This window comes from Microbulbifer maximicatervae (SeqCode), assembly GCF_052468095.1.
In genome coordinates this window covers 3,427,414-3,441,782 of sequence record NZ_CP174332.1, presented here as the reverse complement: position 1 = coordinate 3,441,782, position 14,369 = coordinate 3,427,414, and the positions used below count along the sequence as shown (strand labels likewise).

The following is a 14,369-nucleotide window of genomic DNA, read 5'->3' as shown; positions in this document are numbered from 1 at the left end:
CTTTCGAATTCCATTTAGGAATACTTTAGATAATAAATATAAATTGGTGTTATTTGGTGGGGCTGGGTAGACTCAGGCTCTTAACTACTGAGAGGAATGGCTGTGGCAGGGCAAACACTCTACGACAAACTCTGGCAGGACCACCTGATCAAGAACTGTGATGATGGCTCCTCACTTATCTATATCGACCGCCACCTGATTCACGAGGTGACCTCCCCCCAGGCGTTTGAAGGCCTGCGTCTGGCTGGTCGCAAACCTTGGCGCAAGGATTCGCTAGTCGCCACTCCCGACCACAATGTGCCTTCCGAGGCGGCCGAGCGCGCCGCTGGCGTCAGTGGTATTCGCGATGATATCTCCCGGATCCAGGTGCAGACCCTGGATGAGAACTGCCGTGACTTTGATGTAGTCCAGTTCGGTATCAATGAGCCGGGGCAGGGTATTGTGCATGTGATCGGGCCTGAGACAGGTGCGACACTGCCGGGTATGACGGTGGTTTGTGGCGACTCACATACCTCCACCCACGGGGCACTCGGCGCCTTGGCCCACGGTATTGGCACTTCTGAGGTGGAGCACGTGATGGCTACTCAGTGCCTTACCCAGAAGAAAATGAAGAATATGCTGGTTCGCGTCGACGGCCAGCTGCGCCCAGGTGTCACTGCAAAAGATGTGGTGCTGGCGATCATTGGTAAAATTGGCACTGCTGGCGGTACCGGTTTTGCGATTGAATTTGGCGGCGAAGTGATGCGCAACATGTCCATGGAAGGCCGTATGACCGTGTGCAATATGGCCATTGAAGGCGGTGCTCGCGCGGGGATGGTGGCGGTAGACCAGATCACTCTCGATTACGTGAAAGGCAAGCCCTACGCGCCGAAAGACGAAATGTGGGATCGCGCAGTTGAGGCCTGGAGCCATTTGCACTCCGATGACGATGCGGTATTCGACGAAGTCGTGGTATTGATCGGTGAGGATATTGAGCCGCAGGTCAGCTGGGGTACTTCCCCTGAGATGGTGGCGCCGATCAGCGCCCAGGTGCCTACTCCCAGTGACGAGAGCGATGCCACCAAGCGTACGGGCATGGAGCGAGCGCTGGAATATATGGGGTTGAACGCCGGGCAGAATATCAGTGATATCAAACTGGATCGCGTATTTATCGGCTCCTGCACCAACTCCCGGATTGAAGATCTTCGCGCAGCAGCAGAAGTTGCCAAGGGCCGTTACAAGGCGGATAGCGTCAAGCAGGTGCTGATTGTTCCGGGCTCCCAGGCCGTAAAAGCCCAGGCTGAGCGCGAGGGGTTACACGAGATTTTTGTTGAAGCCGGTTTTGAGTGGCGCGAACCGTCCTGTTCCATGTGTCTGGCGATGAATGCGGACAAGCTGGGGGCGGGAGAGCACTGTGCTTCCACCTCCAACCGCAACTTTGAAGGGCGCCAGGGTTACGGTGGCCGCACGCATCTGGTGAGTCCCAGTATGGCGGCAGCGGCTGCAATTGCCGGCCACTTTGTCGATGTGCGAGAGATGGCACCGGTACAGCTGGAAGAGGAGATGGTCTGATGAAAGCGTTTACCCAGCACGAAGGTCTCGTGGTACCGATGGATCGGGCCAATGTGGATACTGACCTGATCATCCCCAAGCAGTTTTTGAAATCCATTAAGCGCTCTGGCTTTGGCCCGAACCTGTTTGATGAGTTGCGCTATCTGGATGAGGGGGTTCCCGGGCAGGACTGTTCCGGCCGTCCGCTCAATCCGGACTTTCCCCTTAATTTCCCCCGTTACCAGGGTGGTTCAGTGCTGATTGCACGGGAGAATTTTGGCTGCGGTTCCAGCCGTGAGCATGCGCCCTGGGCATTGGAAGATCACGGCTTCCGCGCAATTATCGCGCCCAGCTTTGCCGATATCTTTTTCAATAACTGTTTTAAAAATGGTCTTTTGCCGATTGTCCTGGCGGAAGATGTCGTGCATCAGTTGTTTGAGGAAACACACGGGCAGGAGGGCTATGCGCTCACCATCGACCTGGAACAGCAGCATGTGCGCAAGCCCTGTGGCGAGCTGATTCCATTTGAAGTGGATGCTTTCTACAAGCACTGTTTGCTAAATGGTCTCGATCATATCGGTCTGACCCTGGAGCACGCCGACGATATTCGCGCTTATGAGCAGGCGCGCCGAGAGAAAGCCCCCTGGCTTTTTGATGCGGTTCAGTAATTAAAGGAAATTCCTGTGACGAAAAAAGTAATGATTCTGCCGGGTGACGGCATTGGTCCGGAAATTGTTGAACAAGCCATGGCGGTGCTGGAAGTTGCATCGGGAAAATTCAATCTGGGGCTCAGTTTTGAGCAGGGCCTGATTGGTGGCTCGTCTATCGATGCCCACGGTGAGCCTCTGACCGACGAAACTCTGAAGGCGGCGGGTGACTGCGATGCGGTGCTGCTCGGTGCGGTAGGTGGCCCCCAGTGGGATACCCTGGAGCGGGAAATTCGCCCGGAAAAAGGCCTGTTAAAAATTCGCAGCGGCCTGGGCCTCTACGCGAATCTGCGCCCGGCAATTCTCTACCCGCAACTGGCCGATGCCTCTTCGCTAAAGCCTGAAGTGGTCGCCGGCTTGGATATTCTGATTGTGCGTGAATTGACCGGCGGCATTTACTTTGGTGAGCCGCGCGGTATCAAGACACTGGAAAATGGTGAGCGCCAAGGCTTTAACACCTACGTGTACAGCGAATCAGAAATCGAACGCATTGCCCGCTCTGCCTTTGAGGCGGCACAAAAGCGCAATGGCAAACTCTGTTCTGTAGACAAAGCCAATGTACTGGAAGTGACAGTGCTCTGGCGCGAGGTGTTGGATCGCCTGGCTCCGGAATATCCCGATGTAGAGCTGTCCCATATGTACGTGGACAACGCGGCGATGCAATTGGTGCGGGCGCCCAAGCAGTTTGATGTGATGGTAACTGGCAATATGTTCGGCGATATCCTCTCCGATGCTGCCGCCATGCTTACCGGTTCCATTGGGATGTTGCCCTCCGCCTCCTTGAACGAAAGCGGTTTTGGTCTTTACGAGCCCTGCCATGGCTCCGCTCCGGATATTGCTGGCCAGGGTATCGCCAACCCGCTGGCGACTATTTTGTCTGCTGCCATGATGTTGCGCTATTCCCTCGATATGAATGAGGCGGCAGATGCGATTGAAGCAGCAGTGAGCAAGGTGTTGGAGCAGGGTTTGCGCACTGCCGATATTTATACCGACGGCTGCCAGAAAGTCTCTACCGCAGAGATGGGCGCTGCCGTTGTAGCCGCACTTTAAGTTTCGATTCCACAAGTTTCGAAACCGCAATTTTCGATTCCACTATCGCGCCGCTTTCCCGGCGGCGCACTTTGACCACCTCACATACAGGACACCGCAATGCAAAAAATAGGTTTTATCGGCTGGCGCGGCATGGTCGGCTCGGTATTACTGGAGCGCATGCGAGCAGAGGATGACTTTGCCCATATCGCCGACCCGGTTTTTTTCTCAACTTCCAACGCCGGAGGCACGGCGCCGGACATCGGCAGGCCCCTGCCGCCACTGGGCGATGCTTACGATATTGATGCACTGAGACAGCTGGATGCGATTGTCAGCTGTCAGGGTGGCGATTACACCAAGGAAGTTTTTACCCGCTTGCGAGAGGCCGGTTGGCAGGGTTACTGGATTGATGCGGCTTCCAGCCTGCGAATGCAGGACGATGCTGTGATCGTGCTGGACCCGGTTAATCGCGATGTGATTGATCGCGCGATTGATGCCGGACAGAAAAACTTTATCGGCGGCAACTGCACAGTGAGCCTGATGTTGATGGCTCTGGGTGGACTGTTTAAGGCGGGCATGGTCGAGTGGGTTACCGCCATGACTTACCAGGCGGCCAGCGGTGCCGGTGCGCGCAATATGCGCGAGTTGATTGCGCAGATGGGTGCGCTGCGCGATGGTGTGGCAACAGAGCTGGCCGACCCCGCCAGTGCCATTCTGGAGATTGATCGCAAAGTAGCAGCAGATATGCGTTCAGCAGAATTCCCCACCGCAGAATTTGGCGCGCCACTGGCAGGCAGTTTGTTGCCCTGGATCGATACCCAGTTGGAGAATGGCCAGAGCCGCGAAGAGTGGAAGGCGCAAGTTGAAGCAAACAAGATTTTACAGACCGAAACCCCGATTCCTGTGGACGGCACTTGTGTACGTATCGGTGCCATGCGCTGCCACAGCCAGGCTTTCACCATAAAATTGAAAAAAGATTTGCCACTTGCCGACATTGAACAATTGTTAAATGGTGCCAACGACTGGGTAAATGTGGTGCCCAATGAGCGTGAGGCTACGGTGCAGAACCTGACGCCAACAGCAGTTACCGGAAAGTTGGATATTCCTGTTGGTCGACTGCGTAAATTGAGCGTTGGTCCAGAGTACTTAAACGCCTTTACTGTAGGGGATCAGCTGCTTTGGGGCGCCGCAGAACCCCTGCGCAGAATCCTGCTGATTTTACTCGGCAAACTGTAACTGGTACGAACCTGAGTAAGTCCTCTACTAAGAGTGGAAATAGGCCACTTTAGTGGAGGACTTTTTGCCAAGCTGTGAACTTCTTCGCGTAAAAAACGGCTACTGTTTGTCATAGCGCCTTTTTCGAATTTTCCCCACGGGTATAATCGCCCCTCATTTTTCCCTTTCCAATTCAATGAAGTGATTTGCCATGTCCGAAGCCACCCGCGAACTGGTCATTGTCGGTGTTGATAACGCCGCCTTTGGTCCCCTGCTGGAAGTACTCGAAGAGCGTGAAGTAATTTCCGCCGAGCAGCTGAGTTTGCTGGAGACTGACGAACGGGAAGTAGACCCCCAGGTATTTGCCAATCGCAATATTCCGGTGGAGTCCCTGGAGAAATTTACATTTAACGATAAGCAGGTCGTGATTCTGCTGAGCGCCGGCGAAGCCGTTGAAGCTGCCATGGCTGCCGCAGAGCAAAATGGCGCCTGGATTGTAGACGTGGCCAACAACACCCGTGGCGATGAAAGTGTTGCCCTGGTACACCCAATGTTTAACAGCGGTGAACTCGCTTCTGCCGAGCGCCGCGTTGTTGCGCTGCCAAGTGCCGGCGCCTCCATGGTGGCGGAAGCCCTGGCGCCCCTGAAAGATAAACTGCAAGCGGTAGAGGTACAGCTCAATCAGCCGGTGTCTGCTCTGGGCAAGGCCGCAATTGATGCGATGGCGGCACAAACCGCGCGGATGTTTAGTGGGCAGGACGCAGAAATTGATCCTGAGATTGGCCACCGATTGGCGTTTAACCAGCTCAGTGCCTGCGAGGCTCTGCTCGCCAGTGGCCACACCCTCAGTGAGCTGACTTTGGTTCACGACCTGCGCCGCTTATTTGGAGACGCGGTAGCAGTCGATGCCAGCATCAATACGGTCTCTGTTTTCCACGGTCAGCTAGCTAATTTGGGCGTCGCTTTATCTGAAGATGTCGATCTGGAAAAAGTGCGTGCGCTGCTGGCAAATGGCGCTGGCCTCAAAATGGCGGAGCAGCCCTCGGCAGAAAGTGCGGTGGGCAGTGACGTGACAATCATCGGCCGCTTGCGCCAAAGTCTACTCAACAAGCGACAGTTAAATCTTTGTGCGGTGTCTGACAACCTGCGTAAAGATGTAGCAATAAACTGTGCACAAATTGCCCACTTGTTGCTAAAAAACTACTGATATTTAATACTTAGCGGCCATAGTGAAGGTGTAATCTTAACTTTGGCCTGGCTGAGGCTGGCGAAAAATTCGCCATAGTTGGCGGCTGCCTAAACGGCGGCTAATTAGTTGAACGATTACCGTTCAGTAATGGGGATATTCTGAAGGCGCGCTTTTCGGAAACCCTGGGAAGGTTCTAACAATAAAGGGAATCGGATATGCGTGTGCGTAAGTTGGCACTTGCAGTTGGTCTAGTCGGTGCACTGGGAAGCAACGCGGCTCTGGCGCTTGGACTAGGTGAGATCAAGCTCAACTCGACCCTTAACCAGCCTCTCGATGCGGAAATCGGACTGCTGCAGACTCGCGGTTTGGAAGATACCGAAATTAGGGTTCGCCTCGCAGGTCCTGAAGAATTCGAACGCGCTGGTGTCGAGCGCTCTTACCTCCTTACTTCTTTAAGTTTTGAAGTGGACTACTCCGGTGGCAAGCCGGTTATCCGCATTTCCAGTCGCGACGCCATTCGCGAACCTTTTTTGAATTTCCTGGTTGAGACTCGCTGGCCCAGTGGCCGTCTACTGCGCGAATATACGCTGCTGATGGACCTGCCGGCGTTTTCCCCAACGGCTGCGCAACAACCCGTGCGCGCAGCTGAGCGTGAGCGGCAGCAAGTGCGTCGCACTGCCCCAGTTCAGCAGCCCCAGCCTCGCACAACACCGGCCCCGGCTGCTCGTCAGGCACCGGCCGAACCAGCCCCAACTGAAAGGGCTGCCCCAGAAACTCGCGAGCCCGCTCGTCCGCAGCCACGTTATACGACTACAGACACCAGTGAAAGCAACAGCCAGGTATATGGCCCGGTAAGCTCCTCCGATACATTGTGGGAAATCGCGCTGCAAAATCGCGCCAGTCGCGAGTTCTCTGTTCAGCAGACCATGCTGGCGATTCAAAGGCTGAATCCAGAAGCCTTTATTAATGACAATATCAACCTGTTGAAGAAAGGTGCCGTACTGCGCCTGCCTAACTCCGAGGATTTGCGCACTCTGACTATGACGGAGGCGATTTCTGAGGTGGCTCAACAGAATGACTCCTGGCGCCAGCGCTCCGAAGTGGAAGTGGCTACTGGCGCACCGCTGGATGCCCGTGCGGTTGAGGAGGAGTCCTATGTCAGCGAAACGGTTGAAGGGCGCGTTAGCCTGGCTGCACCGGGGGACAATGAGTCCGTTACTTCCGGTTCTGGAGTCGGTACTGATGACAGTGAGGCGCTGGAAGGCGATCTCACAGTAGCTGAGGAAGAGCTGGATAAGTCCAAGCTCGAAAACACTGAATTGCGTGAACGTATCGCCGAGCTCGACGAGCAGATCGATACCATGGATACGCTGATTGATGTTTCCAATGAGGAACTGGCTGCGGTGCAGGCCGCCGCGGAGCAGTCAGACGTGTTGCTCGACCCCACTGAGGCGGATGACGTTGAAGTAGAGTCTTTAGATGACAGCCTGACTGTTGAAGACAGCGAAGAGTTTGATGTTGCTGCTGATACGGAAGAAGAAACTGTTGAAGCAGAACCGGCTCCGGCAGAGACGCGTAACCGTGTAGTTGAAGTTCAAACCAAGCCCAAGCCAACCTTTATGGAGCAGCTGGCCGATAACGGAATGCTGATTGGCTTGGGTGGTGCGGGTCTGCTGGCCGCTATATTTGGCCTGTTCACCTGGCGTCGCCGCAAGGCTGAACAAGAGGCGCAGCAGGAACTTGAACAGCAGATGGCTATGGAACAAGAGCCGCTGGATATTCCTGAGGATATTGCCGAACCCGATGAAACTCTCGCTGCAGTTGAGAGCATGGAGGCAGACGATACCTTCGATCTGGGCGATCTCGGCGATGTAGGCACTGATGACCCAATTTCTGAAGCGGAGATTCACCTGTCCCTGGGGCAGTATGAGGAAGCGGAAAGCAAGCTGCTGCTGGGCCTGGAAAAGGACCCGCAGGTAGTCGATGCGCGCCTGATGTTGATGGAGGTTTACGCCCACAACCAGGACGTTGAAAAGTTTGACGATCACTACCGCCAGCTGCTTAGCATCAGCGACGGTCCTGCTGCCGATCGCGCCGCCCGCCTGCGTGAATCCATTGCTGGTGCGCCGGATTTTGAAGCCCCAGCTATGGGTCTTTCCAATGAGTCCTTCGAAGCGGCGCAGCTCGACGATATCGGCGCGGCCCTGGACGATGACTTCACCAGCGCCGAGCCGGGACTGGTTGGTAGCGGTGACGCGCTGGAGCCGGATACCTCTCTCCTCGATGACCTGACTATGGATCTGTCATTGGATGAGGAAAGCTCTGATTCTGAGCAAGAGCTGTCCCTGGATCTGGAGTTGGATAGCAGCTTTGAAGAGCCGTTGCAGGCGAGCGCAGATCAAAGCGAGTCGCTGGATACCGAGTTCAATCTGGATGATTTGGACCTGGACAGTGCTCTAGACGGAGACAGCCAAGAAGTTACTGCTGAGGTATCGGAACCAGAAGTTGAAAGCGATTTAAATCTTGATGAACTTGATTTGGGTGAGTTGGACCTGGGTGATCTGGGCTCAAGTAATCAAGAGCCCGCTTTGATTGAAGACGATTTGGGGCTTGAGCTTTCTGATAACACAGAAGAGAGTGTCGATGCTCCAATAGAATTCGATACCTCTGATTTGGATCTGGATTCCCTCGACTTGGAGCCGGCGGCAGAAGAAAACTCTGAGGCCTCAGTTGAGGCCCAGCTGGAAGAAAAGGCAACTACCAGCGGTGGTTCCGTTCCGGGTTTGGATTTTGAGCTGGATCTTTCCATGATGGAGGAAGAGATTCAGCCCCAGAAAGAAGAAGAGATTTCGGTTGAGCTGGATACGGCCTTTGAATTGGATGATGCTCTGGAGCTGGATTCCGTTGACAGCGGTTTGAGCGAGGAGATCTCCCTGACAGAAGGAGTCGCCTCTGCCCAGGAGTCTGCAGAAGAGTTATCCATGGATGACTTCCCTGATGGCGATCTGGAGATGATCGGCGGCGACTTGGATTCCGACCTGGATCTTGACGGTATCGACCTGGATGATATTGCTGCGGATCTCAACGCAACTGAGCAGCCCTCGGCAGAGGTAGCCGCGGCCAGCAGTGAGCCGGCAGCAGATTTATCCCTCGATGCTGACTTGGATACTCTCGATGCTGCAGGTATGGAGCTGGCCGGGGCTAGCGACCTGGACTTCAATGCGGATGCAATCGAAGAGGAGTTTTCCCTGGAGGATGAGCTGGCTCTCATCGATGAATCCACTGAGGGTGATTTGACTCTTGAGCCAGAACCCTTGGTTGAAGCTAAACCTGAAGCGACAGAGCAGGTTGAGGCGATTGTCGAGAAGCCGTCAGATTCTGACTTTGGTGACCTCGACTTCAACCTGGAAAGCGACCTCAATTCAGAGTTGAGTTTGCTGGAAGGCGGCGATGAGATGGCGACCAAGTTGGAGCTGGCTCAAGCTTATATGGATATGGGTGACGAAGAGGGTGCCAAGGATATCCTCAAAGAGGTAGCCCAGGATGGTGGCGGTGAACACAAAGACCGCGCCGAGGAAATGCTGGAGCGGATGGTGTAAGCTAGCAGCATATTCCGTTTTTGAAAAAACCTCGCACTGGTTGCGAGGTTTTTTTATGTTTACCGGGAAGTTCCCGGCAGTGATTTTTACCCGGCGCAGACGCAGCGGGGGAGAGCGAGTGGTTTTGGTGATATGAGTCAGGTGACGCAAAGGGAATATATTTACAAGCCCAATGGGGAGGTACCTGAAGGTGAGGGGCTGCCCGAAGGGCTGCGCCGTATAGCCCTGGGCGTTGAGTATTGCGGAGCCAAGCTGCACGGTTTCCAGAAGCAGAAGTCTGCATCGGAGACTGTCCAGGCTCATCTGGAGCGGGCTTTATCCACTATTGCAGCGGAGGATGTGACCCTGGTTTGTGCCGGGCGTACCGATGCGGGCGTTCATGCTACCAATCAGGTCATCCACTTTGATACCCGAGCGCAGCGCCCGGACCGCGCCTGGGTGCAGGGAGTTAATACCAAGTTGCCGGATTCAGTGCGGGTGCGCTGGGCGCGGGAAATGCCGGCGCAGTTCCATGCACGTTTTTCCGCTCACGCCCGCAGTTATCGCTACCTGATCCACAGCGCACCGACCCGCTCGGCCCACAGCGCCGCTGAGGTAACCTGGACCCAGCACTCACTGGACTTGGAGGCGATGAGTGAGGGAGCCAGCTACTTGATTGGCCGCCACGACTTCACCAGCTACCGTGCCTCTCAGTGCCAGGCCAAGAGCCCGGTGCGCGAAATTACCCGCCTGGATATTGCTCCAGTGGGTCAGCTGGTTGCCTTGGAAATTAGTGCTAACGCATTCCTTCACCATATGGTGCGCAATATCACCGGGGTTTTGATGGCTGTGGGGCGAGGTGAGCGTCCACCAATTTGGGTAAAAGAGGTGCTGGATCAGCGGGACCGCTCCGCCGGAGGCGTGACTGCACCGCCGTTTGGCTTGTATCTCGTTGATGTGCGCTATCCGGATCATTTCCAGCTTCCCCAATGTGAGCCTGGGCCACTGCTGGTGCCACAGCCTTTGGGTGCTTTGCTTTCCAGCTAGACTGCTGAACTTTTCGAGGCTAAAGCAAATCTGGGAGAGGGCGTGCATTTCGCGCCTTCTGACTATCTGCTAGTATCCGTCGTTCCCTCTTTTGATCGGCCAGCCGGCTGAGCCCAGGTTACACGATGCAAGTAAAAATATGCGGCATCACTTGTATAGAAGATGCCCTGATGGCCGTAGATGCAGGTGCCGACGCGTTGGGCCTGGTATTTTATAAGCCGAGCCCGCGCTATATCGAACTTGATATGGCAGCTAAAGTTGCAGCGGCAGCTCCCCCATTTGTCACCCTGACGGGGTTATTTGTCGATGCGGCACAGAGTGAGGTGGACGCTGTACTGGAATCGGTGCCGCTTAACCTGTTGCAATTCCACGGCGATGAAAGTGCCCGTTTCTGCGAACAATTCCGGCGTCCCTATATCAAAGCGTTACGGATGAAAGATGACCTCGATGTCAAAGCCGCAATGACTGAGCACCCCAAAGCCCGAGGTTTTCTATTGGATGCCTACAGGCCCGGTATCCCCGGTGGTACCGGAGAGACCTTTGATTGGGACAGGGTTCCTCAAGATAGCAGTCGCCCGATCGTTCTTGCCGGTGGCTTGAATCCCGCGAATGTAACTGCAGCAGTAGAAGCTGCGCGCCCACAGGGGGTGGATGTGAGCGGAGGTGTAGAGCGTCAACCGGGACGCAAGGATCGAGAAAAAGTTTTTGCGTTTGTCAGCGCGGCGAAGCGATAGATTTAGAGGCGGTACCGGAAGTGCCGCCCGCCGGCTTGGCCGGCGCGAGCCAGTAAATACCAGCAGATCGACGCATCTGCACCAGTATTTTCTGGCGACGTTTGAATAGTTCAGGAAGAACTATTCAAACATTAGGTAAATAGAAAGAAAGTTTTAACCCCACGTGACCCACGGAGTGTGAGTGTGAGTAAGCCAGGTGCTATCGATTTTTCCACCTTCCCGGATGCGAGCGGACATTTTGGTCCCTACGGCGGTCGCTTTGTATCGGAGACGCTGATCAGCGCATTGGATGAGCTTCAGGCAATGTATAGCCGCCTGAAAGATGATCCGGATTTTGTCGCTGCCTTTGATCACGATCTGGCGCACTACGTAGGCAGGCCATCGCCGCTGTATCTTGCTGAGCGACTGACTGAGCAGGCGGGCGGTGCGCGAATCTGGCTTAAGAGGGAAGACCTGAACCATACCGGTGCGCACAAGGTAAATAACACGGTGGGCCAGGCACTTCTGGCCAAACACAGCGGTAAGACCCGCGTAATTGCCGAAACCGGCGCTGGTCAACACGGTGTGGCTACGGCAACCGTGGCGGCGCGTCTCGGTTTGCAGTGTACGGTTTATATGGGTGCGGAAGACGTTAAGCGCCAATCCCCCAACGTATACCGTATGAAGCTGCTGGGGGCAGAAGTGGTGCCGGTGGAATCCGGTTCCAAGACCCTAAAGGACGCCATGAATGAAGCCATGCGCGATTGGGTAACCAATGTCGATAATACTTTCTACATTATCGGCACTGTGGCTGGTCCTCACCCTTATCCGCAATTGGTGCGCGACTTCAACTCTATTATCGGCCGTGAAGCCCGTCGCCAGAGTCTGGAGCGCTTTGGCCAGTTGCCCGATGCGCTGGTGGCCTGCGTCGGTGGTGGTTCCAATGCGATCGGCCTGTTCCACCCGTTCCTGAATGACGCTGAAGTGAAAATGTTTGGTGTCGAAGCCGGCGGTGAAGGCCTGGCTTCCGGTAAGCATGCTGCACCACTGAATGATGGTATTCCCGGTGTTCTGCACGGTAACCGCACCTACCTGATGGAAGATGATGACGGCCAGATTATCGAGACTCACTCGGTTTCTGCGGGGCTCGACTACCCGGGTGTTGGCCCTGAGCACTCGTGGCTGAAAGATATCGGCCGGGTGGAATATGTCACCGCCGATGATGATGAAGCCCTGGATGCCTTCCGCCGTCTCACTCGCACAGAGGGCATTTTGCCGGCATTGGAATCCAGCCATGCAGTCGCGTACGCGCTCAAATTGGCGGCTTCCATGAGCCCTGAGCAGAATGTCCTGGTGAATCTCTCCGGCCGAGGCGATAAGGATATTTTCACCGTTGCCGCTATCGACGGTATCGAGGTGTAGCAATATCACCGCCCGCCTCTGAGGCGGGCAAAATGGGTGAGGATCAAATAATTGAGCTGGCTTTTTGCCAGGAGTAGCTCAGGGAATAAACTGTGACAGAACAAAATAGAATTGATCGCCGCTTTGCCAAGTTGCGCGATGAGGGCCGCAAGGCACTGGTAACTTATATTGTCGCTGGCGATGGCGGCTTGGAAAATACTGTGCCGCTGATGCATCAGTTGGTGGCCAGCGGGGCCGATGTTATTGAACTGGGGGTGCCATTTTCCGACCCCATGGCAGAGGGCCCGGTAATTCAGAAAGGGCATGAGCGAGCGCTGGCCAATGGGGCTTCGCTGCGCAAATGTTTGGCATTGGTGAAAGAATTTCGTCAGTCGGATAGTGACACCCCGGTAATCCTGATGGGCTATGCCAATCCGATTCAGCGTATGGGTGAACTGGAGTTTGCTGAAGCGGCGTCCACTGCGGGTGTCGATGGTGCCCTGACCGTAGATCTGCCGGCAGAAGAGTCCGGTTCCCTGAATGCCTTTTTGGCGGAGCGCAACCTGCGCAACATCTTCCTGCTGACGCCTACTACTACTGAAGAGCGTATTCGTGAAATTACCGATGTTGCCAGTGGCTTTGTTTACTATGTATCCCTGAAAGGGGTTACCGGAGCAGGCCACCTGGATTTAGATTCAGTGCGTGACAATCTGGACCATATTCGTCAGTTTACCGATCTGCCCCTGTGTGTTGGCTTCGGTATCAAAGATGGTACCTCGGCCCGCCAGGTCAGTGCCCATGGCGACGGTGCTGTAGTCGGTAGTGTACTGGTGTCGGCGGTAGATGCGGCGGCAGACCTGGAAGCCGCTAAAACGGCGGTTGGCGCTATTGTCAGCGAGATGCGCGAAGCCTTGGATCGCTAAAAGCAGCTATAGGTCTAAGCACAAAGCTGGCCAGAAAGCCAAAAATAGCGGCTGATCTGGCCGGGTTTGTTGTTCAGCTTAGTGTTTTAATTCCTAGCCTGAAACCCACTGGTCGGTAAAATGTGCCGGCCCAAAGAAAGCCTCCGGATTTGGAAACGAGATGAGCTGGTTAGAAAAAATTGTCCCTGCGGTAATTCGCACAGAGCGTCGCACCGGCAGCAGCAAGGTCCCCGAGGGGGTTTGGAAGAAGTGCGTCAAATGCGATGCGATGCTTTATCGCCCGGAGCTGGAACGCAATCTGGATGTGTGCCCCAAGTGCGATCACCACTTTAGAATCGGCGCCCGTCGCCGCCTGGATATCTTCCTCGACGAGGAAGGTCGTGAAGAGCTGGCCACCGATGTGCAGCCGGTTGATCGCCTGAAGTTTAAAGACGTTAAAAAATATAAAGACCGCTTGGTGCAGGCACAAAAGTCCACTGGTGAGAAGGATGCCCTGATCGCTATGCAGGGCAGCCTGAATGGTGCTCCCCTGGTAGCGGTAGCATTTGAGTTCGCTTTCCACGGTGGCTCCATGGGCTATGTGGTCGGTGAGCGCTTTACCCGTGCCGCTCAGCGTGCCTTGGAGCAACGTATCCCGCTGGTTTGTTTCTCTGCTACCGGTGGTGCCCGGATGCAGGAGGCCCTGATCTCCCTGATGCAGATGGCTAAAACCTCAGCGGTGCTGGAAAAAATGAAGATGGCCGGCGTGCCATATATCTCCATTATGACCGACCCGGTTTACGGTGGTGTTTCCGCATCCCTGGCCCTGCTGGGTGATATCAACGCGGCGGAGCCCGGAGCGCGCGCTGGTTTTGCCGGCCCGAATATTATCGAGCAGACTATTCGCCAGAAATTGCCGAAAGGTTTCCAGCGCAGTGAGTTCCTGCTGGAGCACGGCGCAATTGATATGATTATTCCTCGCAAGGAAATGCGCTCTACAGTGTCCCGCATATTGGGTAAACTGACCGGCAACTGATTTCCATTCCCTTGGGGTTATG

At 55.1% G+C, this 14,369-nt stretch carries 11 protein-coding genes; all 11 read left to right on the top strand.

Going from position 1 to position 14,369, the window contains the following annotated elements; genetic code table 11:
• The first annotated feature begins 102 nt into the window (after nucleotides 1-102).
• The 11 genes from leuC (at nucleotide 103) to accD (ending at nucleotide 14,347) form a co-directional block, all read left to right on the top strand.
• Nucleotides 103-1,551 (top strand): 3-isopropylmalate dehydratase large subunit, encoded by a 1,449-nt coding sequence (leuC, locus tag ACJJIL_RS15000; protein WP_444912510.1) that lies wholly within the window; start codon nucleotides 103-105, stop codon nucleotides 1,549-1,551.
• Nucleotides 1,551-2,198 carry a 3-isopropylmalate dehydratase small subunit gene (leuD, locus tag ACJJIL_RS14995; RefSeq protein WP_108732431.1) on the top strand — a complete coding sequence of 216 codons (648 nt, stop codon included), beginning with the start codon at nucleotides 1,551-1,553 and terminating at the stop codon, nucleotides 2,196-2,198. Before leuC ends, leuD begins: the two co-directional genes overlap by 1 nt.
• A 30-nt stretch (nucleotides 2,199-2,228) precedes the next feature.
• Nucleotides 2,229-3,287, top strand: coding sequence for a 3-isopropylmalate dehydrogenase (gene leuB / locus ACJJIL_RS14990; protein ID WP_369974284.1), 1,059 nt, complete (start codon nucleotides 2,229-2,231; stop codon nucleotides 3,285-3,287).
• A gap of 99 nt (nucleotides 3,288-3,386) precedes the next feature.
• Nucleotides 3,387-4,502 carry an aspartate-semialdehyde dehydrogenase gene (asd, locus tag ACJJIL_RS14985; protein WP_445360075.1) on the top strand — a complete coding sequence of 372 codons (1,116 nt, stop codon included), beginning with the start codon at nucleotides 3,387-3,389 and terminating at the stop codon, nucleotides 4,500-4,502.
• Between the two features lie 190 nt (nucleotides 4,503-4,692).
• Complete coding sequence (locus tag ACJJIL_RS14980) at nucleotides 4,693-5,688, top strand: Asd/ArgC dimerization domain-containing protein (protein WP_444898074.1); 996 nt, start codon at nucleotides 4,693-4,695, stop codon at nucleotides 5,686-5,688.
• 197 nt (nucleotides 5,689-5,885) lie between these two features.
• Nucleotides 5,886-9,269, top strand: a complete 3,384-nt coding sequence (locus ACJJIL_RS14975) for a motility hub landmark protein FimV (protein ID WP_445360074.1) — start codon at nucleotides 5,886-5,888, stop codon at nucleotides 9,267-9,269.
• A gap of 132 nt (nucleotides 9,270-9,401) precedes the next feature.
• On the top strand, nucleotides 9,402-10,295 hold the full coding sequence (gene truA, locus ACJJIL_RS14970) for a tRNA pseudouridine(38-40) synthase TruA (RefSeq protein ID WP_445360073.1): 894 nt from the start codon (nucleotides 9,402-9,404) through the stop codon (nucleotides 10,293-10,295).
• A gap of 125 nt (nucleotides 10,296-10,420) precedes the next feature.
• The gene (locus ACJJIL_RS14965) at nucleotides 10,421-11,029 is read left to right on the top strand and encodes a phosphoribosylanthranilate isomerase (RefSeq protein ID WP_445360072.1); all 609 of its coding nucleotides are present in this window, start codon (nucleotides 10,421-10,423) and stop codon (nucleotides 11,027-11,029) included.
• Nucleotides 11,030-11,212: 183 nt separating this feature from the next.
• Entirely contained in the window at nucleotides 11,213-12,430 is a 1,218-nt protein-coding gene (trpB, locus tag ACJJIL_RS14960) for a tryptophan synthase subunit beta (protein WP_445360071.1), read from the top strand.
• Nucleotides 12,431-12,522: 92 nt separating this feature from the next.
• Nucleotides 12,523-13,332, top strand: a complete 810-nt coding sequence (gene trpA / locus ACJJIL_RS14955; protein WP_413664953.1) for a tryptophan synthase subunit alpha — start codon at nucleotides 12,523-12,525, stop codon at nucleotides 13,330-13,332.
• Nucleotides 13,333-13,492: 160 nt separating this feature from the next.
• A complete protein-coding gene (accD, locus tag ACJJIL_RS14950; RefSeq protein WP_282931874.1) occupies nucleotides 13,493-14,347 on the top strand; it encodes an acetyl-CoA carboxylase, carboxyltransferase subunit beta in 855 nt (284 codons plus the stop codon).
• Nucleotides 14,348-14,369 lie beyond the last annotated feature (22 nt).

Bases quoted from the DNA above. Each gene is read 5' to 3' on its own strand.
- ACJJIL_RS14975 (WP_445360074.1), top strand. From the start codon at position 5,886: ATGCGTGTGCGTAAGTTGGCACTTGCAGTTGGTCTAGTCGGTGCACTG.
- asd (WP_445360075.1), top strand. From the start codon at position 3,387: ATGCAAAAAATAGGTTTTATCGGCTGGCGCGGCATGGTCGGCTCGGTA.
- truA (WP_445360073.1), top strand. From the start codon at position 9,402: ATGAGTCAGGTGACGCAAAGGGAATATATTTACAAGCCCAATGGGGAG.
- ACJJIL_RS14965 (WP_445360072.1), top strand. From the start codon at position 10,421: ATGCAAGTAAAAATATGCGGCATCACTTGTATAGAAGATGCCCTGATG.
- ACJJIL_RS14980 (WP_444898074.1), top strand. From the start codon at position 4,693: ATGTCCGAAGCCACCCGCGAACTGGTCATTGTCGGTGTTGATAACGCC.
- accD (WP_282931874.1), top strand. From the start codon at position 13,493: ATGAGCTGGTTAGAAAAAATTGTCCCTGCGGTAATTCGCACAGAGCGT.
- leuB (WP_369974284.1), top strand. From the start codon at position 2,229: ATGATTCTGCCGGGTGACGGCATTGGTCCGGAAATTGTTGAACAAGCC.
- leuD (WP_108732431.1), top strand. From the start codon at position 1,551: ATGAAAGCGTTTACCCAGCACGAAGGTCTCGTGGTACCGATGGATCGG.